Origin of the sequence: Vibrio sp. YMD68, from assembly GCF_029958905.1 — a bacterium.
GTDB lineage: Bacteria > Pseudomonadota > Gammaproteobacteria > Enterobacterales > Vibrionaceae > Vibrio.
Window position 1 is genome coordinate 297663 of the sequence record NZ_CP124613.1, and the last position, 23024, is coordinate 320686.

The window sequence follows — 23024 nt, forward strand, 5'->3', positions numbered from 1 at the left end:
AATCAATGTAATTTAAAGTTAATAGGAATTTGAACTCGATGAGCGATGGCTTGCCCATCATTTTTGTGGTGACGAAATTGCCACTCTGATATCCCTTTGAGTGCCGCACTGTCGAGTATTTGATGACCGGATGAACTCACGATCGTCAATTTTGTTTGATCGCCTTCTGGGTCAAGCCACACTTCAACCAATACCACTCCTTGAATGTTACGACGCTTGGCACTGCGTGGGTAATCAATGGCTGACGGCCTGGTTTCAAACGTAGGCTTTTTCACCAACTTAGGCGCTGCGGGTGCGGTGTTATTGGCCGTCGTGACCGGGTCAATGGTGCTTTGTGGTAGTTCATTAACGGCTTGATTTTCTTCAGCCACTGAAACGGGTTCGGCTTGTTCCTGTTGCTCTGTTTTGGTCACCCTCTGTGTCGGTGAAGTGATGACCGGCACAGGTTCGGTAGCTGTTTTGACTTTTTCTACTGCTGCATTTTTAACTGAAACGGTTTTTTTAACTGAAATAGGTTTTTCAACAGTAATGGGCTTTTCAATCGCCTGCTTTGGCTCTTTTTGTGTGGGTAGATCCGTCTTCTTCACCGTTGTGGTTACTTTGGGTTTTTCTGGCTTTGGTTTTGGTTCAAGTTTATTTTCAGAGGTAGATGTCGTAGCGCTCTTGACCATTGGCGAAGGAGCAGCAACAAATTGAATACTGACTGCTTGGCCCAACGGGGTCTCCATTGGTGAAGTTATTGGTGAAACACTTAAAGGTTTATAGCTGGCTGAAAATGCAACACTATGAATAGTCAGTGAAAGTCCAGCAAAGATGGCGTACCGTTTGAGGTCCATTTTTGCTCCTTGAGATGAGTTTGATCGTTGAGAGGATTTATTATCCACCAAATACGAATGAGATCAATTATTATTTGCATTTCATTTTGATAAGTATATCATCCAGTAAAATTCGCTCTACCTAAGCAAATCAAAGAACCAAAGATTATGTTTTTAATTGATACATCTGATCCAGATTTAGTGGGTCGTTCGACCCCAGATCCTCTTCGGTACGCATTTAGCCGGAAAAAAGGAGCACATGCTGGTGGGCGTATGGACGTCATTGAACCCAATCAGGTTCAGAGTCGACTTAAAGATGCTCTCAAGCTATCCAATACCCAAACTCATCCTCGAACAACGAACGGGCGATGTTTATATATCCATATTCCTTTTTGCCGAGTGCGTTGTACCTACTGTAATTTTTTCCAATACGCGTCTTCAAAACAGTTAATGAATCGTTATTTTGAGGCGCTTGTTAAAGAGATACAGTGGAAATCCTCATTTGATTGGTCTCAATCGGCACCATTCCAAGCGGTGTATGTTGGAGGCGGAACGCCAACTGATCTGTCGTCGCAACAACTAAAAGAACTTGGTCAGTTACTGCGTTCTTCGTTTCCGTTAACCAGTGATTGTGAAATCACTCTGGAAGGGCGAGTGAATCGCTTCAACGATGAAAAATTCGAAGCGGCATTGGAAGGCGGATTTAACCGATTCTCTTTTGGTGTTCAGAGTTTTGACAATACGGTTCGTCTCGCAGCTAAACGTCTTGATAAGCGAGACTATGTGATGGAACGACTGCAATCCATGGTGAGTTATAACGCTGCACCGATTGTGATTGATTTGCTCTACGGCTTGCCGCATCAAACGTTAGACAACTGGCAAGAGGATCTTGAAAGCTACCTGGAATCTGGCGTTGATGGCGTCGATTTGTATCAGTTGATCGAGATGAAAGGGTTGCCAATGGAACTGATGGTTAATCAAGGGCGCTTGCCTATGCCCGCAGACACCGCAATGAAAGCGTCTATGTTTCAAATGGGCGTCGAATTTATGGCTAAACACCACCAAAGAAGGTTGAGTGTCAATCACTGGGCTTCGGGTAATCGTGAGCGCAGCATCTATAACAGCTTAGCTAAAACGACCGCCGAGGTACTGCCTCTTGGGGCGGGGGCGGGTGGTAGTGTTAACGGTGTCGCCACGATGCAGCTCAGGGACATGGACCAGTACATCAAGGCGATTGAAGATCAACGATTTCCTGTCGCAGGGGCCATGAATGTCTCACCCAATGCCGCAATAGAAAGTGTGATTAAGTCGCATTTTGATCGCGGTGTTTTATCCAAAGCAAATTTGGATTCAGTGGCTAACTTCCCGTTATTTGATGCGTTAATTCCGCTGTTCAAAGCGTGGCAAAAAAATGGCTTGGTTGAGGTGAACCAGCAATATGTCGAACTCTCGCTCGCTGGACAGTTCTGGTCGACAACGCTAGCACAAAATACCATCCAAGTGATTAGACCGCTTTTTAATCAAAGTCAATCAAACACAAATGTAGCTTAATGGAGTCATGATGTTTTTAAGCAGTTCTTACATCGAAGTGAAAGAAAAAGTCGCTCAGTCGCTAGAAAAAGAAAGCGGTATTGCGGTATCAACGTTAGCGGAACAACTCGGTCTTACAGAAGGTGAGGTTACGCTCGCACTGCCTGACGAGTGTGTTTCAGTGACCGACGGGAAAAACACAGAAGCCATTCTTAGCCAACTGCCAGAATGGGGTAAGGTCACCACAATCGTGCACTCTTTTGGGTCGATATTTGAATTCAAAAACCCGTTTCCTAAAGGAAAAGTGGCGCATGGATATTACAACATTATGGGTAAAGAAGGGCTACATGGTCATTTGAAAATCGACCTTGTAAAGCACATCGCTTTTGTTAGTAAGCCATTTAGGTCGATGGAAAGTCACTACATGGGTTTTTATACGCAGCAAGGACATTGTGTTTTTAAGGTGTACCTTGGTCGCGATAAAAGCCGTCAGTTAATCCCACAACAAATCGAAGCATTTCAAGCGTTGAAGAAGGAGTACACAGCGTGATAGACAAACAACAGAGACTGCAAGATCGCTTAGGACCAGAAATTCAAGAGTTTAGAGAAAGTTGCCAAACACTCCAGTTGGCGACCTTGAATCATGGGATTCCTCATGTGAGCTACTCTCCATTTGCGCACACATCGCATGGATACTTCATTTTGATCAGCGATATTGCCCAGCATGGGCAGAATCTAAAACACGCCAAATCCGTCTCCATCATGATGATTGAAGATGAAGCAAAGGCGAAATCGATTTACGCTCGTCGTCGACTCACGTTTGACACCAAAGCAGCCTGTATAGATAAGCAATCAGACATCGGTGTTGAGGCGATAGCGGCCATGCGACATCGTTTTGGTGAGATTATCGATAACCTTAGTACGTTAGGCGATTTTAACTTATATCAACTTGTCCCCGAAAAAGGTCGTTACGTGAAAGGCTTTGGTAAAGCGTTTAACGTGAGCGGCGATGAGTTACTCAGTTTTATGCACCTCACCGAAGGGCATGTTCAAGAGCAGAAAAGAAGCACAGAGAGCAGTGAAATAAGCTAGCCGTAATACAAAAATTCAATAGAGCATTCAAATAATAAGGGCAGTTCATGATGATCTGCTTAACGGACTCTATTGCCCAAAATTTAGGAATAGGAACAAACATGCTTAACAAAAAACCTTTAGCCGTGGTGGTTGCCGCGATTCTTTCATCAAATAGTGCCGTTGCTTTGGCACAAGATGAAGTGTTCACGTTAGATCAAGTTGTGGTTTCCAGTACTCGTACGAATCAAACCATTCAGGATACCGCGGCCTCTGTGACGGTCATCAGCGATCAGGAAATTGAAGAGAACCTAGCGAACAGTGTCGATGACCTTTTCAGCTATACACCTGGTGTTGATGTTCAATCGGATTCTCGCCAGGGCATTCAGAGCATTAACATTCGTGGCATGGAAGGAAATCGAATTAAGATTTTGGTGGATGGCGTTTCACAGCCCAACCAATTCAAAAATGTCTCTTCCTTTATCAACTCGGGTCGAGTGGACGTTGATATTGATATGATTAAATCCGTTGAAGTGGTGAAAGGTGCGGCTTCTTCTTTACAAGGCAGCGATGCCATTGGCGGTATTGTTGCCTTTGAAACCAAAGATCCCAGTGATTTTTTAGCGGACGGAAAAGACGTTGGCGGCCATGCTAAGTTCAACTTCTCATCGGCGGATAATACCTTCAGTGAGTCGGTGGCACTGGCGAATCGCTTCGGTGATTTAGAAACTTTAGTCGCGTATACAAGACGTGATGGCGAAGAAATCGATAATTTTGGTCATGTGGATCCACAAAGTTCTGATGCCAATAACTTGTTGCTCAAACTTCAATATCAATTGAATCAAGCGCACCGTTTAGAATTTACTGGCGAATACGTCAATAGTACGATCAAGACTCAGTTTTCCGATGATTTATACACCGACTACTCGGGTGAAGACATCAGTGATCGCTACCGCCTTGGCGTGAAACACATTTGGGCGATGGAATCATTAGCCGCAGACAAGTTAACGTGGCAATTGGATTATCAGGTCAAAGATCAGAACGGCATTACTGATCGTACGTTTGCAAGTAGAAGCCGCGGTTATACGCCGGGTAATGTGCAGAAAAAAGACTACGTATACAGTGACGAAGGTATACAGGCTGATATTCAACTCGATAAGTTTTTTGAAGTAGGTTCGACTGAACATTTTGTTGTCTATGGTGCTTCGTTCTCAAATAAAGACATTGCTAACACCAACAGCGAGTACAACTCTCTAAACGCTGACCAGGTGGTGTTCTACATGCCGGAAGCGTCTGAAACGCGTTATGGTTTTTTTGCTCAAGATGAAATCACGATGGGCAATCTGATTCTAACTCCAGGTGTTCGATTCGATTCTTTTGAAACCGATCCAGGCAATAACTTCCCTGAAGGTGGAATGTACGACCCTACGATCTACAAAGCCTATTCTGATTCAGCGGTAACTGGCCGTTTAGGGGCACTTTATTCTATTAATCAAGAGAACAAAATCTTTGCTCAAGTCAGCCAGGGCTTCCGTGCCCCTGATTTCCAAGAGCTTTTCTATTCGTTCGGTAATCCGATGCACGGCTATGCCAGCATCCCTAACCCGGATCTAGAAGCAGAAGAGAGTGTGTCTTACGAGCTAGGTTGGCGCCATGATACAGCGATGAGTTCAACCGAAGTGGCGGTCTTTTATAGTGATTACGACAACTTTATTGATTACCAAAACACAGGCATGAACGGTCGGGTTGCTGAATACCAATATGTGAACATCAACCAAGCGACCATCAAAGGGATTGAGTTTGCCAATACATTGGATTGGTATGAGCTAACAGGCAGCGCTGAAGGTGTGAGCACGCGTGTTGCCGCAGCGTATACAGAGGGTAAAGATGGAAACAACGATCCACTGAATTCAGTGAATCCTTGGAATGCGGTACTGGGCCTAAACTACGATGCACCATCGAATGTTTGGGGAAGCTCACTAAAAGTGACTTACACCGCGAAGAAAAAGCAATCTGACGTAACCGCAGAAACTAACCGTATGGGGCAACCTAGTGAGATGTTTACGCCTAACAGTTCAACGGTGGTTGATTTAACCGCGTATTACGTGCCAATGAAAGACGTCACGCTACGTGCGGGTATCTTCAACGCAACAGATGAAGAGTACTACAACTGGAGTGATGTTCGTGGACAAACGGAAGAAGACAAGTTTTATACTCAGGCTGGTCGAAGCTTCGCGATTACCGCTAAGTACGATTTCTAAATTCTCTTAGCCTCCACGGATAATCTAAACTGACCGCTCTTCTTATGAAGAGCGGTCTTATTGTATAGGACGAGAAGTATTTTGCCGACGTTATTGATCAATAGAACCTGGCTAATAGAGCAGGCCTCTAAACATAAAAACAAAATCATGGTAGCTAATGTTGTCGCCATTTTTGCCACACTTTTGAGTGTACCCATTCCTTTATTAATGCCACTGCTTATTGATGAAGTTGTTTTACAGCAGCCCGCTGCCGGCATTGCATTACTAAATTCATTTGTTCCGCAGGCTTGGCAGACACCGGTTGGGTATGTCGTGATTGTCACCTTGCTGGTTGTGGTCATGCGATTGGCGAGTCAAGCATTGAACATCTACCAAACAAGGCAGTTCACCTTAATATCGAAATCTTTAACAGGAATGGTGCGCGAACAGTTACTTACAAAGCTGGGCAACATCAGCATGCGTCAATACGAAGAACGGGGCAGTGGCAGCCTTACCGCTCATTTTGTTACCGATATCGAAACTATCGACCAATTTATCGGCAGCGCATTAAGTCGTTTCTTAATTGCAGTGTTAAGCACGCTTGGAATCGCAGCGGTTTTATTTTGGTTAGATTGGAAGTTAGCGCTTTTTATCGTGCTGCTTAACCCTGTCATCGTCTATTTTTCTCGATTAATGGGACAAAGAGTGAAGACGCTGAAAAAGCGTGAAAATCGTTCATTTGAGCGTTTCCAACAGCGACTGGTTGAGACACTGGAAGGGCTTTATCAACTGCGCGCCTCTAGCCGAGAGCAGCAGTACCTCACCAAACTCAAGGAAGATTCCAACAATATTCGAATTGATGCTGATAGTTACGCCTGGCAATCTGACGCGGCAAATCGAGTCTCTTTTCTTATGTTTCTCGTTGGGTTTGAAATTTTTCGCGCAGCGGCAGTCGTGCTAGTGTTGATGGGGGATCTCAGCGTTGGCCAAATCTTTGCCATCTTCGGTTATCTTTGGTTTATGCTTTCGCCTATTCAAGATTTACTGAGTATCCAATACTCGTGGTTCAGTGCCAGTGCCGCGATGAAACGCATCAACACCTTGTTAGCACTGGAAGAAGAGAAAAGACCGGTTGCAACCGTAAACCCGTTTAAAGACAACGAGTCATTTGAGATTGAATGCAGGAACGTTTGTTTTTCATTTGATGGAGAGAGGACCGTTCTGGATAACCTAAATCTGACCATCAAAAAAGGTCAGTGCGTTGCGTTGGTGGGGGCTTCTGGTGGAGGGAAATCCACCCTGATTCAATTACTCTTGGGAATTTACCAGAAAGACAGCGGTGACATATTGATCAACGGCCATCCGATTGAGTCGGTGGGTTACGAAGCACTTCGGAAGAGAATTGCGCCGGTATTGCAACAGCCGATTATTTTCAACGATACGGTAAGACAAAACCTAACCTTAGGCGAACGGCATACTGATAATGAGTTATACGCGGCGCTTAGTGTTGCCCAGTTAACTGAGGTCATTAACAGCATGCCTGAAGGGTTAGATTCTCAATTGGGACGACAAGGTGTACGGCTTTCAGGTGGGCAAAGACAGCGCCTTGCTATTGCTCGAATGGTCTTAACCAACCCAGACTTCGTGATCTTAGATGAAGCGACATCAGCGCTCGACACCGCAACGGAATCCTCACTTCACCAAGCCATGAAAGCGTTTCTGGTGGGCAAAACGACACTCATTGTAGCGCACCGTTTATCTGCCGTTAAGCAAGCTGACGTCATCTATGTCCTAGAAGATGGAAAAGTGATTCAATCAGGCCAACACCAACAACTGGTGACGGAAAACGGCCTGTACCAGACTTTGTATGGCTAAGAAAGGTTTAAATATTCATAATCCAGCTGAGTGGCAAGATTATTGCTTCTTACAACAATGTCTGCTTCTTACAACAATGTCTGCTGATACCGCTAAGGCGAGATAATGTGCTATCAGCAGAAGCCATCTAGTATTAAGTGACAAGCAGTTTTGTGGAAGAGATATCACCTTAGTGATGTACGCCTTAGTTTTGAGACTGATGTATTTTTCACCCAAAACAAATTGTATAAACTGAATCAAATGGTTGCATTCCTTTATTAGGTACGTTGTATGTGGAAAAAATTCATCTCACTGTCAGATAACGGACAGCAGGTGATTGCTCGTTTACCCGCAGCGATCACTGTCGACAAGAATTTCGATTCAACAGGGCTTCAAGAGACGTTAGTGGATCTTGAGGCTGATCATATGTTCGTCTTAGAAGAGGATATGCTGCGTTTCGTTAAACTTGCTAAAGACCTTAAAAAAGACGCCTATGATGGGATTGTTATCGCTGAAGTTCGCAATGCGCAAGCTAAAGTCGACTTATCAGACGGCGATATGCTGGCAAGCATTACCGTTACGGGCGCTTATGGTGGGCGTGGGTTGAGAGGTAATGAGATTATTCACTGTTTGGCGCAGGCGCAAGTGACGAAAGGCATTAACAAACTCGCGTTGAAAAAAGTGCTCGTGATGAGCAACCAACTTAAGCCAGGAGAAACATTTACTCAACCTGTTGCGAAAGGTATGAAACCCATAGAAGGGAAAGACGCTAAGTTTGTCGCTTTAGTGGAAGACGTCACGCATCAAGTTTTGGCCCCTCAGGCGAATGATGATGGCGATAAAGTGGATATGCTTGACCTCGGTGAAACGATCACAGTCGACGTCGAAGAGCCTTTAATGGAGCGCGTTCCTTCCACTAAAGGAACCCCTGGCATGACGGTTCAAGGTAAAGTGATTCCGACTAAGCCAGGACAAGACAAGGCGCTGGTGGCGGGGAAAGGCTCGCATATTTCCCCGAATAATCCAAATTTATTGCTGGCTAGTGTCTCTGGTATGCCAATCATAAAAGAGAAGACGGTCGATGTAGATAATGCCCTTTGTCTAGGCAATATTGGTGTTGCGACGGGCCATATTAAGTTTAAAGGTTCGATTGTGGTGAAAGGCAATATTGAATCAGACATGATGGTGAGAGCGACGGGTTCGATCACCGTTGGCGGCTTTATTGAAAGTGCCAATGTGCAAGCTCAAGGGAATATTGAAGTGGCGAAAGGGATCATTGGCCACACCGTTTCTGAAGGCGAGCCCAAAAGTTGTATTGTCAAATCTGGTGGCACGATCAAAGCCAATTATGCACAATTTTCAGAGCTTCAAGCCGCGGAAGATATCAACCTGTCGGTACACTGTTTAAACAATGTTCTCCGTTGTGGCAAAGATTTGCATGTCAGCGATAGCAATGGCAAACAAGGAACTTTGAGTGGCGGAGAAGCAAAAGTTGGCGGTAAGGTAACCTGTATCAATCTTGGGGTGGAAGGTGATACAGCCACTCATGTAGAAGGCTTTGCTAAGTTTGCCATGTATAAAGAGCGAATCTCTAAGCTTAAAACGAGCTATAAGGACGCTCAAGAATCGACAATGGACGTCGTGAGACGAGAGTTAGAATTCAAGAAAACTCCGAAATCTGAGCGTAGTGAGGAAGATGAGCAGAAACTGGAACAGCTGAAACTGCGAGAAAACAATAAGCTAGAAAAAGCCAAGCTCGCGGTTGAAATGTGTAAAGAAGAGTTTGAAGCTCTGTTGGAGACAAACAGTGTGGAAGCCAAGAATAAGGTCTATTCCCATGTGACGGTTCAGTTTGGCGATGAAAAAGTGATCACTAAGCGAAGCCATGGCCCGAGTGTGTTTACCTTTAATCAGTATGAGATTAACTGCGTATCAATGATGGGCGATGAAGCGGTGACTGAATTGTAGTACACGGGGTAGTTGACAGAATCCAGTTAGGGTCTGTAAATATTAAAGCTGGCAATAAGCCAGCTTTTTGGTTTTGAAACCTACGTGTTTTGAAATCTACGTATATAAAGGGTTACCATTGCTTTTCTTGCTATAGACCAGATACACACTTTACATTTCAGGAGCGTAGGGTTGTTACAATGTACGCTTATGAAGTTTTTGCATCTTTACTGGTGTCTTTCCAGTATTGAACTCTAATGCGATGCAATTGCGCTCTTCTCATTTTTTTCATTTTATCCTCTCTTCATTTTACCGAGGCTTTTTCGTGAGTGTCTATCCAACTCAATATTTTGATTTAGCCTGTATTCAATCTAGCCTTGAATCTTCATTATCGCCACGATCTAAGTCACATTATTAAGCAAGATGATAGAGATATTAAACTAATGATGTGATCAGTGTCCGTTAAATTATGATGCGTTTAGCCAGAGTGAATAGGTACGGAAAACCTTATAAAAACGATCATTTACCATCGGATATTCAAAAAAAAAGAGCCAGCGGCTCCTTTTTACCATGAACATCAACGACTTTATTGGTTATCTTCACCGATAAACCCACCGGTTTGATGCGCCCATAATTGTGCATAAATCCCTTTTTGGCTGATCAATTCTTGGTGGGAGCCTTGCTCCACAATCGTACCTTGGTCAAGAACGATTAGGCGATCCATTGCTGCGATGGTCGATAATCGGTGCGCAATTGCGATAACAGTCTTACCTTCCATCAGCTCATTTAAGCTCTCTTGAATGGCGGCCTCGACTTCAGAATCGAGTGCAGATGTCGCTTCATCCAGAACCAATAAAGGTGCGTCTTTTAACAGAACTCGTGAGATAGCGACTCTCTGGCGTTGGCCTCCAGACAGTTTGACACCTCGCTCGCCTACTTGCGCATCATAACCGGTGTTACCAAATGGGTCGGTAAGGTCTTGAATAAACGTATCAGCGTGAGCTTGTTTGGTCGCTTTGATTAACTCTTCTTCGGTGGCGTCGGGATTACCATACAAGATGTTGTCACGAATCGAGCGGTGTAACAGCGAGGTATCTTGGGTCACCATTCCGATATTACTGCGAAGCGAATCTTGAGTGACGTCTGAAATGACTTGCCCATCGATCTTAATTTTTCCACTTTCTACATCATGGAAACGAAGCAGCAGATTTACTAAGGTGGATTTCCCTGCCCCAGATCTTCCCACTAACCCGACTTTTTCGCCTGGCTTAATGTCGAGATTAAGGTGGCTAATGACGCCTTTGTTTTCGCCATAGTGAAAACTGACATCTTCAAAGCTGATTCCACCATGCGGGACTTTTAGTGGTTTAGCCTCTGGTGTATCGACAATATCCACCGGCTTAGCGAGGGTTTTCATGCCATCGACAACAGTACCCATATTTTCAAATAGGGCACTGACTTCCCACATGATCCACATCGACATACCATTAATACGAAGTGCTAAGCTTATTGCAATAGCAATGGCCCCAACCGTAATGGAACCGTCCATCCATAAAAATATCGACATAGCCGCTACGGCAAAAACCAGCACATAGTTGGTGATTTCTACCAAGACATCAAAGCCTGTTACCAGGCGCATTTGCTTGTAAACAGTATCCAGGAAGCCTTTCATGCCTTCTTCGGCATATTCGGTTTCGCGTTTACTATGCGAAAACAGCTTAACGGTGGAGATATTGGTGTAGCTATCGACAATTCGTCCTGTCATTGTCGATCGAGCGTCCGCTTGGTCTGCGGCAACACTTTTTAGTTTAGGGATAAAATAAAGCTGAATTCCTACGTAGCAAGCTAGCCAAATGACCATTGGGATCATCAAACGCCAATCGGCATAAGCGAGCAGCACTACCATCGACGTAAAATAGACCGAAACATAGACGAAGACATCCATGGTTTTCATGACGGTTTCACGTACAGCGAGTGAGGTTTGCATGACTTTTGTTGCAATGCGGCCAGCGAAATCATCTTGATAGAAGTTCACGCTTTGCTTTAGCAGGTATCGATGCGCCAGCCAGCGAATCGACATTGGGTAGTTGCCAAGAAGCGTTTGGTGGATGAGCAGAGAGTATGCCACGGCGAGAACAGGCATGATCACGAGCAATAGTATTCCGTAACCGATTAATACGCTGCTGTTGTCTTGCCAGAACGTTTCAGGGTTACTGGTCGAAAGCCAATCGACCAACTGTCCCATTGCCCCAAATAGAGAGACTTCAACAATCGCTACAATGGTAGACATGATCGACATGATAATCAGTGGGACTTCAAACCCGCGCGTGTAATAACGGCAGAAAGCAAAAATCCCTTTAGGCGGCTGTTTGGGCTCTTCATTGGGGAAAGGTTTGGTAAAACTTTCAAACTTTTTAAACATAAATCATCCTAATATAATGCCAATTCTCAGTGTTTTTATCGGTGTACTTGTCATTCATGAGAGGAAAAAAGAGGCGTCGCTATGGTATAACGATTGGATATGAAATGTCACTAATATGTTATGTGCACCAATGTAACGGTTTTTACCCAACAAATACGATAGGGTATACGTGACAGTAAATATTACTGATAAAGGATGATTTCCCAGTTAATAATTGGGTTTGATAATGGAGATGCTCGTTAATTCAGTAAAAACACAGTTAACAAAGTGTTTACAATTGCGAATCGTAAGTAAAAAAGAGCTAAGACGATGTTGCAAAGTAAAAAGCCAGCAGCTTTACCTAATCAGACTGTTAATACTCAAAATGCCAATTGTGTCCTCATGGTGCCACCAAAAGAGTTTACTTTTAACCCTGAGACGGCAAAGGATAATGAGTTTCAGCATCAGCTCGATCTGACCCCAGAGCAAATTCATCAAAAGACGATGGCGGAGTATCGCGCTATGCTCTCTGGCTTGCGTTCAGAAGGGGTTCAAGTGATCGATTTTGATTATCAGCCCTCTGAGACAGCCACTCCCGATGCCGTGTTCCCAAACAACTGGTTTAGCACGACTTCTTCTGGTGAGCTATATACCTTCCCTATGGCGTGTAAAAATCGACGACATGAAGTGCGTATTGAACAGTTGGTTGCCTCTCTAGAGGAAGCGGGTCGCCCTGTGAAGTACATTGACTCCCTACAAGAGTACACAGAGCACAATGCGTATTTAGAAAGTACGGGTGTGATGGTGAAAGATCATACCAATCGAACAATATATGCCGCATTATCTCAACGCTGTGACAGAGAGGTTCTGGAAGAATATGCGAAACGCATAGGTTACAATCGAGTGATTTCGTTTCAGACTGCTTTAGAATCAGGTCAGCCTGTTTACCATACTAATGTAATGATGGCGGTTGGGGAAACCTTCACGGTGATATGCGATGAAGTTATCCCTGAGTTTGAACGACGCTTTGTGATGAAGTCGTTGTCGAAATCGAAACAAGTGATTTCAATATCGATTGAACAGATGAATCAGTTTTGCGGCAATATTCTCCAGCTTGAAACCGTCAACGGTACTAAGGTGATTGCCATGTCTCAGTCTGCTTATGACGCTTTTTCACCGGCTCAGATAGCCCAGCTTTCAACTCATGGGAAATTATTACCATTTGATGTTAAGACAATTGAATCGATTGGTGGAGGCAGTGTTCGCTGTATGCTAGGGGAAGTGTTCTTGCCGACTAGGAAGAGGTTGCTTTAAAAGGTGTAAATCGAAAGGTATTCATTCGGAACTTAAAATGGAGTTCGCATTACTTGTGAACTTCATTTTTTGGGTTTGTTTATGAGGTAAAACCTGCATGTAGACAATCAACAAGGCACAAAAAAGGCCGCCAATGGCGACCTTTATATATTCTATTAGCTAATGCTAGTAGAGCTAAATTAGATAGCTACTACGTTGCTAGCTTGAAGGCCTTTTTGACCTTGCTCTACTTCGAAAGACACTTTTTGGCCTTCGTTAAGAGTTTTGAAACCTTCAGAAGCGATAGCACGGAAATGTACGAATACGTCTGCGCCGCCGTTATCTTGAGTAAGGAAACCGAAACCTTTAGTTTCGTTGAACCATTTTACAGTACCAGTAATTGAGTTAGACATGTTATGTCCCTTATTTATTTAATTTAAGAAAAAGTTCAACATCAGCCAAATGCCAATGAGTTGAATTATGTCATGTTACGCTAAAATAAAAGGGAAACGCCTAGCTACAAAAACGTGGTTTTAATAGTGGATGTTTTACTTGTACTTGATGCTGCATTTAATAACTCTCTGAACAACTGAGCGGTATAATACACGCTGTGTTTTTATTGTACAGTACTTTCTTCTTTTATTTAGGGTGTCGCGTCATGGAGCATTTAGAATAGACACTGTTTGAGTCATTTTTGCGTCATGAGCATGAAACAAATGTGAATAACAACCTAGTGTCACGCGCTATGCTCGTTCTGTCATCTTGTATTTTTTCTAACACGTGACTCTCGTTTTTTGCATCTTTGCTCGCTATTTTCAAGCACATTCCCACATTGATGGCGTAAAGAGGGTTAGGAATTATTGAGCAGTATGCTTGTCTTGCGCAGGAGTGTGCTAACATCCATTGCATCAGAAATGCAGACATTCAAACAATGTCATTTCGATTGAACTAACAATGATTAACCAAAGAGAATATGAGCAATGAGCAAGTTAAATGCCGAAGAACGCAAAGCGCGTGATGATGAGCGTTTTTCACAACGGGTGAATGAACGCAGAGAAAAAGGCAAAGACGTAATAGCTTATGCTCTTACTAATAAAAAAGCGGTTAAATTCCTTACTAAATCAGAGCGTAAAGCGCTGAATGAAAGAAAATTAGCTCGCCAAGAAGAAATTAAGTTGAAAGAGCAAGAAGAGCTAGAGAGAATTTCTGCGGCATTCATGACTCCAGATCCAGACGAGCAAGTTTAGAATGTCATCTAGTGCTGTTTGGGCTGGAATATAAAACAAACCCCCAACGGTCTATTCGTTGGGGGTTTTTTCTCGATGTAAATAGCTTCTCGATGTAAATAGTTTCTCGATGTAAATAGTTTCCCGCTACAAATCGTTCCTAGCTGCTAAAATCAGCCCGAAAGACCATCAGACCCTAGTTATTGCTTTTCTATATACAGTATTATCTCACCGACATTAATGCCCCACTTCGACATATCGGTTTTGTTAAACAGTCGCTTTTCGTCTATTAGGAACATCCAATCGTCTAGGGTGATTTGATAAGTGGTCCCATCAACGGGAATCTCTAGGTCGTATTGCCAATACAAGGCAGCGCCTTCTGTTCTACCTGTTGCTGTGCCTACCACATCTTCAGCCGTCCCTTCATACTGGTTATTACCAATGTTTTTGAGCTGCCAATTGCGAGTCGACTTCTCACCGTCATCAAACTCAAACCATTCTTTTATCTCTCCAGTATCACCTTGCCAAGAGGCGATCAGTTTGACTTCAAATCGACGTAACAAATTACCTGAACGATCCAAAACCATGCCGTAGGCGACAAGTTCACCATCAAAAAATTGCTCTAACTTGAGCTCAGGAAAGGTATCTTTATGCTTGTCTAACGTTGCATTTCCGCATGCGCTTAACATTATGGTCAGCGCCAAAATGACGATTTTTTTCATCTGTTTAATCCCAGTAATTGACGGCGAAGCTCTGGCTCAGAGGTTTTTTCCGACAGCCATATCGAGAGAAATGCAGTCCCAAAGCTTTCTGAGCCTATGGTGCCTATGAGCTCATTATTGAAGTAAAATTCGCTACGTCCATCTTCTTCAAGCAGCAGAGTCAAGGTGTTGCCTGGTTCAACGTTTGGCCAAAGGTTTTCTAACGATGCTGCCCATTGCTCAATGTCATTAGCGTCATAATTTAAGTGCTGCCATTGCTCTATGGTGGCTTGAATAAGCGCTTTGCTTTCTATTGATTTCAGATATTCAATCTTGAGTGCTTGCCTATTTTTATCGGGCTCACCTGTACTAGTGTGCTGGCCCGAGTAGTATTCAGCTTCGTATATTGTCCAGAACAGGTAACTCATCTCTCCGGTTCCAACTTTGCTGAGATCTCTAATAGGCGACGCTGAAACAGTACTGCTGATCAGCAGAAAACATAAACAAAACCATTTATACATAAATCACCCCGTTACTGGTTCACATGTCGGTCGTTCTATTTTCCTTCTTAGAATGACAAAGGTGGGCATCAATATTGCCCAGACCAACATTAACGACAATATGACTTGGTGCGTAGGCAGCAGTGGTTCAATCACGCCTGCTTTTACTCCTCCCCAGTAACTGGCGGTTCCACCTAGGGCGCCAATGACAGCAAGTGGCAGTGAGGAAAACCGATTCAACCAACTTAAGCTATGATTCAGGCTGATGATGAACATGATCCAAATCAGCAGAAGCCACATAGGGAAGAATTCGCTACCAACGGAAAAGACACCGAAATGCAATTGAAGTTTGTCTGCGGCTAATCCTATAGGGACCAGTAGCAATAAATTCAGGTCTTTCTTTTTGGTTGGCGAGAGTAAAAAATGGACCACCAACAGCCCGGCCATGAGGGGCCCTGCATGTTGGTTTAAGAACGCTGCACAAAACCAACTGGCCTGGAAAATAACCAGATTAATAATCCAGAATCGCTGCATCGCTGTGTCCTCTGTATCGTGGCTTTCTTGCTACGACATGGTGGGTACTGATCACTCGTTGTAAGAATGCGCCTTCGCAGTAGCACAAGTAAAAAGTCCACAACCGTTTGAACTCTTCGTTATAACCAAGCTCAACCAATTGAGGCCAAGATTGTTCAAATCGCTGACGCCAATCATGGAGCGTGCGAGCGTAATGAAGGCCAATATCATGCAACTCATGGGTCACTAAATCGGTACAGTTGGCCATCTGTTGCGTCATGATCGACACGGATGGTAAACAACCACCTGGGAATATGTATTTTTGAATGAAATCGACATTTTTGCGGTAACGATCGTAACGGCTGTCGGCTATCGTAATGGATTGAATTAACATCTTTCCATCGGGTTTTAGCAAGTCGGAACACTTTTTGAAAAATGTTGGCAAGTACTCATGACCCACCGCTTCAATCATTTCGACAGACACTAATTTATCGTACTGACCGTTCAGCTTTCTGTAGTCGCTTTTGAGTAGAGTAATTTTGTCTTCTAAGCCGAGTTGTGAGATTTTCTGCTCTGCGTATTCATGCTGAGCATCGGAGATAGTGGTGGTGGTCACATGGCATCCGAAATGCTGTGCCATGTAGATCGCTAGACCACCCCAACCTGTGCCTATTTCTACTACGTGGTCGGTTTCTTTGAGTTCCAGTCTTTCACAGATTGTTTGCATTTTTAGTTGTTGCGCATCATCTAAAGTCGTTGCGTTTGAACCATACACAGCACAAGAATACTGCATAGCAGGGTCTAAAAATCGAGTGTAGAGCTCGTTGCCAATATCATAGTGAGCGAGAATGTTTCGTTTGGATCCATCTTCAGAGTTGGCATTTTTAAAACGTAGGAACTGTTTCTTTATCTTGCTGACCCATTGGACTTTGTTTTCAATTTTGTCTAACTGGTCTTGGTTGATAGCCATCACTTGAATGAGGTTGGTTAGGTTCGGGCTCGTCCACTTTCCATCGATGTAGGCTTCTGCTGCACCAATGCCACCGTTTAGTACCATATTTTTGTAGAAAGAGGCGTCGTGTATCACAATGGTCGCATGCAGAGATGATGCTTGATCACCAAACCGTGTACGTTCATCCCCGTCAACAATTTCTAGGCTCGCGTGGTTGATATGAGTCAGTAGAGAAAATATCAACGTTTTGTATTTATTGGTTGAACGACTTTCAACATTGTCGTTACTGTAAGCTAAGCCTTGAGCTTGTTTCGCAGATTGTTCCATGTGAACCTCACTTGAGAAAACGGTCATTATTTTTGTCAGTTATATTTTGCTTGAAACGTTTATTGTTGCTATGTCTGAGTATCGGGATGCGGGACGAAAGGAACCCGCTTCAAAAACAACTTAAGAGCTTGCCAATAAATACCTGAGACGATTTTTAATGTCATCATAGGTATAGAACGAACCGTCTTTCCGATCTCTTTGGCACTGAATTCGTGTTTCTTTAGCGCTAAAGTCGCATCAAAAACTTTGTCTTTTTTGTGGTTTTCGATATGAACTAATGTGTTCTTACTTGGTGGCGTAATTGTCCAGTGATAGTCCATATCCATGTCCATAAAAGGTGAAACGTGAAAGTCTTTTTTAACCTTCATTTCTGACGACATCTTTATTAAGTAGTAGTGGCGTTTGTTCCATGGCGTGTTACTTACTTCAGCAAGTAAGTACTCGCACTCGCCAGAGTCTGCGTAGCAGAAGTAACAATTAATCGGGCTAAAATACAAACCGACACAGCGAGCTTGTGCAAGTAATACCACTCTATTTCCAGCAGACCAGCTTCCACCTAACTGCTCTACTTTATTACTTATACGTTGCTTGAGTTCCCCTGGTTCATTTTTTAAGTAATCTTTTTCATTGAAACGAATGGGGTTATACCACCGCTCACCAAACAGCCAGCTCTTTTGGACTAAAGCGGGCAACTCATCAAGGTCGATACTTAGCATATACAGCTGGTAGTTGAATTCGTGCTTCACCGCCCCTAAGCGGCGATGACGCACGTTTCCCCAATAGATGCCGCTGTTCTGTGTCATAGTGTTTGGCCGAATCGTTGCGTAACATCTAGCGCGCTTTTTACGCCATCTTCATGAAAGCCGTTGTACCAGTATGCGCCAACAAAATGGAAACCATTCTGTCCGCAAATGGTTGATCGTAGGTTTTGTGCTTTAACGCTGGATGCATCTAATACTGGGTGATGATAGACAAAACTTCGAATCACTTTCTCTGGATTTATGGCTTCAGTTTGATTGAGGGTGACACAGAAAGTGTCGTCACTTTGAATGCCTTGCAAGATATTCATGTTGTAAGTGACGCATGATGGTCGAGATAAATCGCCATCAAGCATGTAATTCCAACTCGCCCAAGCCAGTTTTCTATCTGGAAGTAAGCGGGTATCGGTGTGGAGTACGACTTCATTGCGGCTATACGGAATACCAGAAAGTACCTTTGTTTCTTGTTCTGTGGGCTGTGCGAGTAGTTTTAACGCTTGGTCTGAGTGGCAAGCAAAGATGACGTCATCAAAGGCGTGCGACTCACCGGTCTCCATTGTCACAACCGCCTGCCCATCGATACGACTGACGTGTTTAATGTCCGCGTTAGTGATGATGGCCTTGCTTAATGTTGACTGAATCGCTTGAACGTACTCTCGTGAACCACCAGGTACCACATACCATTGAGGTCGGTCGACGATATTCAGTAGCCCGTGGTGATAAAAGAACTGAATAAAGAATTTGAGTTCAAATTTTTCCATCTCTTCAAGGCTGGTCGACCAAATGGCAGCGCCCATCGGTAGAATGTAGTGCTGGCTGAAAAATGAAGAGAATCCGTTGTCTTTTAAGAATTCACCTAACGAAGACTGGCTTTGTATATTATTCTCTCTAAACGCTTTCTTACACAGGTTGTTGAACTTAATAATCTCATAAATTAAACGCCAGAATTTGGGCTTAAGTATGTTGCTTCTTTGGGCAAACAGCGCGTTAATTCCGTGGCCGTTGTATTCAAACTTGGTTTGTCGGTTGTGAACACTGAAGCTCATTTCCGTCTTTTGCTGTTTTATCCCTAGTTGTGTTAATAGCTCAATGAAGTTTGGGTAGGTTCTGTTGTTGAAAACGATAAACCCGGTATCAACCGTGTATTCTTTCCCTTGATGCTCAATATCTACTGTGGCGGTGTGTCCACCGACATAATCATTTTTTTCGAACACAGTGACATCGTTCTTTTTATCGAGTAAATAAGCACAGGTTAGGCCGGAAATTCCCGATCCAATAATCGCTATCCTTTTCATAATTATCCCATTTTAGTCGCAATTCGGTTCCAAAGTGATGAAGGTAAAAAGCGTAAACATTTCATCATAAATATAAACAGGGTGGGGAAGCTGATGTCAGCTTTCCCTTTCTCTATGCCATCAATAATTTTATGTGCAGCCTCTTGTGTTGAGACGATCATTGGCATAGGGAATGTGTTTTTGTCAGTGAGTGGAGTTTTGACAAAACCAGGATGAACAACAGTGACATTGATATCGTGTTGGGCCAGGTGCGCAGACAACGTTTTGCCTAAGTACGTCACGGCCGCTTTAGAGGATCCATACGCTTCAGCTCTCGGCAGTGGCAGAAGGCCCGCGCTTGAACTCACCAGCACCAGTCGACCTCCTGACTGAAGTGATTTGAGCCACGTTTGAAGCCCATAGCCAATAGAAACGAGATTGATATTGATGATCCGTTCGAATTTTTTTGCATCAAAGTTGAGTGGGTCATCAATATATTCACAGTCACCAGCATTAAAAATGAGCAGATCTAATGCTCCCCATACGCTCTGGTCACTTGGGTAGTTATTATAATCGGTTAAATCGAAGCAAAGCGGCTGTATGTTAGGGCGTTGTTGCTTGAGCGCATTGAGCTTCTCTTGGCTTCTGCCACAGGCGATCACGTCATGCCCTGCCTGAGCGTAGCTCAGTGCGAGCTCTTTGCCTATTCCTGAAGTCGCCCCCGTGATTAATATACGCATTATTTTCCCGCCCTATGTTTTAACTTTTTCACTACCGGACCTAACAGGGGCACGTGTTCATAAATCATCGCACCAATGTCTAAGTAGTCTCGGTGGAAGGTCACTGCATCGTTCTCTGCTTTCAAGTGAGAGTGTCCCTGGACAGATATAGGCTCTTGTTTATTTAAGCTTTTGTGGCGAAATGTCATGGTCCAATATACGGCGGCTTCAGACTCTGATTCAAAGGCATGCTTTATGTGAAATTCACAACTTATGATGTTGGTGTAGCTTCGCTCGAAACTGGCTATCAGGTCTTGCACACCTTCAACTTTGTGTAGGGGGTCAATAAAAACCACGTTCGGGTGATAAATACTCGCAAGAGTCGAAAGGTTGTCTGTTCCTAACTCACGGTATACATCGATGAATTTTTGTAACCATAATGAGCGCTGCATACTGTTCTGCCTTACTGTTGTTTGCCGCTAGGCATTGAAGAACTTAACCTGTCAGCAAATGATGTTGTTTGAAAAAATCGAGTGCCCTTTGTCTCGCATCTTTGTGGTCAACTATCGGAGAGCAATACGTATCTCGAATACCATTTACCTCCAAATATTGGTGAGGGAAATGAATGTCTTTGTTAGGAATATTGTTCAATTCTGGTAGATACTTACGGATGAAATCGCCATTTGGATCAAACTTTTTACTCTGCGTGATGGGATTAAAAATTCTAAAGTAGGGTTGAGCATCGCAGCCTGTGCTCGCAGCCCATTGCCAGCCGCCGTTATTAGCGCTGAGGTCACCATCAATTAATTTAGAAATGAAATATTTTTCGCCCTGCCTCCAATCGATCAACAAGTGTTTGGTTAAAAAACTGGCCACGACCATTCTGAGACGATTGTGCATCCAGCCAGTGGTGTTTAACTGCTTCATTGCCGCATCCACCAAAGGGTAGCCTGTTCTGCCTTCACACCAGGCTAAAAAGAGCGAGTGATTGGGTTGCCACACCATGCCCTTGTATTTGTCCTGGAAGCTTTCACCTTTTGCTAGGTTGGGAAAGTGAAATAAAAGATGTTTATAAAAATCACGCCAAATGAGTTCGTTGAGCCAACTGAAAGCGGGTAGGTTGGTGTCGTGAACAATATCCGGGTGATGTTGAATCAACTGAATGGCGAGCCATCGTGGGCTAATGGCCCCAATAGCGAGATAAGGAGACAGGCCAGAGGTCCCTTTTATTCCGGGGTAATCGCGGTTCTGTTCGTAATCGTTCAGCTTAGTCTCGAAAAATCGTGGTATCACAGACTGCATCACCGTATCACTCAGAGGCCAGCGGGATGAGTCGACCTTAGGGTAATCAAGAACAATACTATTACTTGTTTGGGTTGATGCGAATTCAGGATCCAACGGGTTAGTCGATGACAGAGGGATCTCACTGAAACCAATGCCGGTCAGTTGCACGCGCTTTAGCCATGCGTTCTTAAACGGGGTAAACACTTTGAACATGGTCTCTTGCTTATTGAGTACCGTGCCTACAGGTAAAATGGTATCGCAATGGAAGATTTTTAATTCAATATGTGGGTGTTTGAAACTTTGGTCTCGTTCAAGTTCATTGATCTCTGGCTCACTGTTTGCGCACACAACATCAATACCCTGTTCTTCACAATATGAAGTGAGGGCGTCAATTTGCGAACGGTAATCGGTAGAGGGTAGGTGGATCAAAGTTAACCCTAGCTTTGCTAAAGGCTCGGCTAGGGCGTTGAGGTGTCTTTCAATAAAGTCAGATTGTATCGGGGCCAAGTTATGCTGTTCCCACTGAAGTGGTGTCGAGATATAAACAGCGGTTTTGGCCCCCAGTTTTATTGCTTCGCAAAGAGCAGGATTATCATGAATACGTAGGTCTCTTCTGATCCAAAGTAATGCGCTCAATATCCATACCTCAAGCGAAGTTCTTTAGGGTGTGGATCCAAATACACTTGACTCGCCAGGTACTCATTCGGGTACTCGAGCAAATAGTGTTTTATCAAGGTGACAGGCACAAGCAGTGGTGTTAATCCCTGGCGATAAGCTTCAATTTCATCACTGAGTTCTTTGCGCTTTTCTTTATTCAATTGTTTCTTAAAGTACCCTTGCAAGTGCTGCAACGTGTTGGTGTGGCTCTTGCGGGTTGCTTTAATGGTCAACGCTTCCATCAGCATTGCAATGTATTGGTCTGCAACCGTTTCGATAGGGTCTTGCGGATCAGCCAGAAGGCGGCCGAGTGCTTTATAGCTTTCAATGTTATGACTCATCAGTAAGTATTTGTGGTTACTGTGGAAGGTGATGAGTTTGTGGAGCGTTATTTTGCTTTCTTTCAGATCTAACCATTTCTGATAGGTGAAAATGCGCGTAATAAAGTTTTCGCGAATCACAGGATCGTTCAAGCGCCCATTCTCTTCACAAGGCAATAATGGGTTATTTTTCATTATTTGCTTAGAAAATAGACCGACGCCTGTCATCTCTGAACCTTTGCCATCTTCTTGATAAACCTTGACTCTTTCCATGCCACAGCTTGGACTTTTGGCACAAAAGATAAACCCGGATAAATCCTGAGACTGCTTCGCATGTGCGATACCAAATTCAGTTAACGCTTCAGTGACATCACTTGTACCATCAGGTCTTGAAACGGTAATGACGTCGCCTTTAGAGATTTGTCTGATCGTTGGACGAGGAATGGGCAACCCTACGGCAACTTCAGGGCAAACGGGCTTAAAATCTGCAAACTCACTGAGCTCTTCCATGCAAAAGTAAGAGCGTTTGTGGCTTTTGTCGTAACGAACTTCTTGTCCTGTTACGCAAGCACTAATGCCAATTTGTAATTTTTTCATCATACTGTCCTTGAAAAACGCCTTTGAGAAAAATGGGGGCGCTTA

The 23024-nt window shown here is 43.8% G+C and carries 21 protein-coding genes; 8 read left to right on the forward strand and 13 right to left on the reverse strand.

From position 1 onward, the window contains the following. Window positions 1–2 precede the first annotated feature (2 nt). A complete protein-coding gene (locus QF117_RS01295; protein WP_282385673.1) occupies window positions 3–836 on the reverse strand; it encodes an energy transducer TonB in 834 nt (277 codons plus the stop codon). A 147-nt stretch (window positions 837–983) separates the two neighbouring features. Here QF117_RS01295 and hutW point away from each other — a divergent pair, with 147 nt between their 5' ends. The 6 genes from hutW to QF117_RS01325 all read left to right on the forward strand — a co-directional run bounded on the left by hutW (window position 984) and on the right by QF117_RS01325 (window position 9478). Continuing rightward, the gene (gene hutW, locus QF117_RS01300) at window positions 984–2366 is read left to right on the forward strand and encodes a heme anaerobic degradation radical SAM methyltransferase ChuW/HutW (RefSeq protein ID WP_282385675.1); all 1383 of its coding nucleotides are present in this window, start codon (window positions 984–986) and stop codon (window positions 2364–2366) included. 10 nt (window positions 2367–2376) lie between these two features. Continuing rightward, the gene (gene hutX, locus QF117_RS01305; RefSeq protein ID WP_282386100.1) at window positions 2377–2895 is read left to right on the forward strand and encodes a heme utilization cystosolic carrier protein HutX; all 519 of its coding nucleotides are present in this window, start codon (window positions 2377–2379) and stop codon (window positions 2893–2895) included. Next, window positions 2892–3437: a heme utilization protein HutZ gene (hutZ, locus tag QF117_RS01310; protein ID WP_282385676.1), complete on the forward strand. Its 546-nt coding sequence runs from the start codon at window positions 2892–2894 to the stop codon at window positions 3435–3437. The genes hutX and hutZ overlap by 4 nt, the downstream gene beginning before the upstream one ends. A gap of 101 nt (window positions 3438–3538) precedes the next feature. After that, the gene (locus QF117_RS01315; protein WP_282385677.1) at window positions 3539–5677 is read left to right on the forward strand and encodes a TonB-dependent hemoglobin/transferrin/lactoferrin family receptor; all 2139 of its coding nucleotides are present in this window, start codon (window positions 3539–3541) and stop codon (window positions 5675–5677) included. Between the two features lie 147 nt (window positions 5678–5824). Next, window positions 5825–7531, forward strand: coding sequence for an ABC transporter ATP-binding protein (locus QF117_RS01320; protein WP_282385680.1), 1707 nt, complete (start codon window positions 5825–5827; stop codon window positions 7529–7531). A 270-nt stretch (window positions 7532–7801) separates the two neighbouring features. Further along, window positions 7802–9478 carry a FapA family protein gene (locus tag QF117_RS01325; protein ID WP_282385681.1) on the forward strand — a complete coding sequence of 559 codons (1677 nt, stop codon included), beginning with the start codon at window positions 7802–7804 and terminating at the stop codon, window positions 9476–9478. Between the two features lie 565 nt (window positions 9479–10043). Here the strand turns inward: QF117_RS01325 and QF117_RS01330 are convergent. After that, on the reverse strand, window positions 10044–11879 hold the full coding sequence (locus QF117_RS01330; protein WP_282385682.1) for an ABC transporter ATP-binding protein: 1836 nt from the start codon (window positions 11877–11879) through the stop codon (window positions 10044–10046). A 309-nt stretch (window positions 11880–12188) separates the two neighbouring features. Here QF117_RS01330 and QF117_RS01335 point away from each other — a divergent pair, with 309 nt between their 5' ends. Beyond that, the gene (locus QF117_RS01335; RefSeq protein WP_282385683.1) at window positions 12189–13172 is read left to right on the forward strand and encodes an arginine deiminase-related protein; all 984 of its coding nucleotides are present in this window, start codon (window positions 12189–12191) and stop codon (window positions 13170–13172) included. A 179-nt stretch (window positions 13173–13351) separates the two neighbouring features. On the opposite strand, the gene QF117_RS01340 is transcribed toward QF117_RS01335, so the two are convergent. Then, window positions 13352–13564, reverse strand: coding sequence for a cold-shock protein (locus QF117_RS01340; RefSeq protein WP_017036534.1), 213 nt, complete (start codon window positions 13562–13564; stop codon window positions 13352–13354). A gap of 567 nt (window positions 13565–14131) precedes the next feature. Here QF117_RS01340 and QF117_RS01345 point away from each other — a divergent pair. Further along, entirely contained in the window at window positions 14132–14398 is a 267-nt protein-coding gene (locus tag QF117_RS01345) for a DNA polymerase III subunit epsilon (protein ID WP_282385684.1), read from the forward strand. 179 nt (window positions 14399–14577) lie between these two features. On the opposite strand, the gene QF117_RS01350 is transcribed toward QF117_RS01345, so the two are convergent. The 10 genes from QF117_RS01350 to QF117_RS01395 form a co-directional block, all read right to left on the reverse strand. Then, window positions 14578–15099 (reverse strand): DUF3833 domain-containing protein, encoded by a 522-nt coding sequence (locus tag QF117_RS01350; RefSeq protein ID WP_282385685.1) that lies wholly within the window; start codon window positions 15097–15099, stop codon window positions 14578–14580. Continuing rightward, window positions 15096–15599, reverse strand: coding sequence for a chalcone isomerase family protein (locus QF117_RS01355; RefSeq protein ID WP_282385686.1), 504 nt, complete (start codon window positions 15597–15599; stop codon window positions 15096–15098). The genes QF117_RS01350 and QF117_RS01355 overlap by 4 nt, the downstream gene beginning before the upstream one ends. Before the next feature lie 3 nt (window positions 15600–15602). Continuing rightward, complete coding sequence (locus QF117_RS01360; RefSeq protein WP_282385687.1) at window positions 15603–16112, reverse strand: DUF2878 domain-containing protein; 510 nt, start codon at window positions 16110–16112, stop codon at window positions 15603–15605. Then, the gene (locus QF117_RS01365) at window positions 16090–17370 is read right to left on the reverse strand and encodes a cyclopropane-fatty-acyl-phospholipid synthase family protein (protein ID WP_282385689.1); all 1281 of its coding nucleotides are present in this window, start codon (window positions 17368–17370) and stop codon (window positions 16090–16092) included. Before QF117_RS01365 ends, QF117_RS01360 begins: the two co-directional genes overlap by 23 nt. A gap of 68 nt (window positions 17371–17438) precedes the next feature. Beyond that, window positions 17439–18173, reverse strand: coding sequence for a DUF1365 domain-containing protein (locus tag QF117_RS01370; protein ID WP_282385691.1), 735 nt, complete (start codon window positions 18171–18173; stop codon window positions 17439–17441). Continuing rightward, complete coding sequence (locus QF117_RS01375) at window positions 18170–19423, reverse strand: FAD-dependent oxidoreductase (RefSeq protein WP_017037535.1); 1254 nt, start codon at window positions 19421–19423, stop codon at window positions 18170–18172. The genes QF117_RS01370 and QF117_RS01375 overlap by 4 nt, the downstream gene beginning before the upstream one ends. A gap of 2 nt (window positions 19424–19425) precedes the next feature. Continuing rightward, the gene (locus tag QF117_RS01380) at window positions 19426–20142 is read right to left on the reverse strand and encodes an SDR family NAD(P)-dependent oxidoreductase (RefSeq protein WP_282385694.1); all 717 of its coding nucleotides are present in this window, start codon (window positions 20140–20142) and stop codon (window positions 19426–19428) included. Continuing rightward, window positions 20142–20573: a nuclear transport factor 2 family protein gene (locus QF117_RS01385; protein WP_282385696.1), complete on the reverse strand. Its 432-nt coding sequence runs from the start codon at window positions 20571–20573 to the stop codon at window positions 20142–20144. The genes QF117_RS01380 and QF117_RS01385 overlap by 1 nt, the downstream gene beginning before the upstream one ends. Before the next feature lie 43 nt (window positions 20574–20616). Then, on the reverse strand, window positions 20617–22041 hold the full coding sequence (gene phrB / locus QF117_RS01390; RefSeq protein ID WP_282385698.1) for a deoxyribodipyrimidine photo-lyase: 1425 nt from the start codon (window positions 22039–22041) through the stop codon (window positions 20617–20619). Next, window positions 22038–22982, reverse strand: coding sequence for a DUF523 and DUF1722 domain-containing protein (locus tag QF117_RS01395; RefSeq protein ID WP_282385701.1), 945 nt, complete (start codon window positions 22980–22982; stop codon window positions 22038–22040). The genes phrB and QF117_RS01395 overlap by 4 nt, the downstream gene beginning before the upstream one ends. Between the last annotated feature and the right edge of the window lie 42 nt (window positions 22983–23024).

What these genes read in the sequence shown, in the direction of transcription:
- QF117_RS01335 (WP_282385683.1), top strand. Translation starts at nt 12,189, where the DNA reads ATGTTGCAAAGTAAAAAGCCAGCAGCTTTACCTAATCAGACTGTTAAT.
- QF117_RS01325 (WP_282385681.1), top strand. Translation starts at nt 7,802, where the DNA reads ATGTGGAAAAAATTCATCTCACTGTCAGATAACGGACAGCAGGTGATT.
- QF117_RS01320 (WP_282385680.1), top strand. Translation starts at nt 5,825, where the DNA reads ATGGTAGCTAATGTTGTCGCCATTTTTGCCACACTTTTGAGTGTACCC.
- hutW (WP_282385675.1), top strand. Translation starts at nt 984, where the DNA reads ATGTTTTTAATTGATACATCTGATCCAGATTTAGTGGGTCGTTCGACC.
- QF117_RS01375 (WP_017037535.1), bottom strand. Translation starts at nt 19,423, where the DNA reads ATGAAAAGGATAGCGATTATTGGATCGGGAATTTCCGGCCTAACCTGT.
- QF117_RS01350 (WP_282385685.1), bottom strand. Translation starts at nt 15,099, where the DNA reads ATGAAAAAAATCGTCATTTTGGCGCTGACCATAATGTTAAGCGCATGC.
- QF117_RS01330 (WP_282385682.1), bottom strand. Translation starts at nt 11,879, where the DNA reads ATGTTTAAAAAGTTTGAAAGTTTTACCAAACCTTTCCCCAATGAAGAG.
- QF117_RS01385 (WP_282385696.1), bottom strand. Translation starts at nt 20,573, where the DNA reads ATGCAGCGCTCATTATGGTTACAAAAATTCATCGATGTATACCGTGAG.
- hutX (WP_282386100.1), top strand. Translation starts at nt 2,377, where the DNA reads ATGTTTTTAAGCAGTTCTTACATCGAAGTGAAAGAAAAAGTCGCTCAG.
- QF117_RS01345 (WP_282385684.1), top strand. Translation starts at nt 14,132, where the DNA reads ATGAGCAAGTTAAATGCCGAAGAACGCAAAGCGCGTGATGATGAGCGT.
- QF117_RS01315 (WP_282385677.1), top strand. Translation starts at nt 3,539, where the DNA reads ATGCTTAACAAAAAACCTTTAGCCGTGGTGGTTGCCGCGATTCTTTCA.
- QF117_RS01370 (WP_282385691.1), bottom strand. Translation starts at nt 18,173, where the DNA reads ATGACACAGAACAGCGGCATCTATTGGGGAAACGTGCGTCATCGCCGC.
- QF117_RS01395 (WP_282385701.1), bottom strand. Translation starts at nt 22,982, where the DNA reads ATGATGAAAAAATTACAAATTGGCATTAGTGCTTGCGTAACAGGACAA.
- QF117_RS01365 (WP_282385689.1), bottom strand. Translation starts at nt 17,370, where the DNA reads ATGGAACAATCTGCGAAACAAGCTCAAGGCTTAGCTTACAGTAACGAC.
- QF117_RS01355 (WP_282385686.1), bottom strand. Translation starts at nt 15,599, where the DNA reads ATGTATAAATGGTTTTGTTTATGTTTTCTGCTGATCAGCAGTACTGTT.
- QF117_RS01380 (WP_282385694.1), bottom strand. Translation starts at nt 20,142, where the DNA reads ATGCGTATATTAATCACGGGGGCGACTTCAGGAATAGGCAAAGAGCTC.
- QF117_RS01295 (WP_282385673.1), bottom strand. Translation starts at nt 836, where the DNA reads ATGGACCTCAAACGGTACGCCATCTTTGCTGGACTTTCACTGACTATT.
- QF117_RS01360 (WP_282385687.1), bottom strand. Translation starts at nt 16,112, where the DNA reads ATGCAGCGATTCTGGATTATTAATCTGGTTATTTTCCAGGCCAGTTGG.
- QF117_RS01340 (WP_017036534.1), bottom strand. Translation starts at nt 13,564, where the DNA reads ATGTCTAACTCAATTACTGGTACTGTAAAATGGTTCAACGAAACTAAA.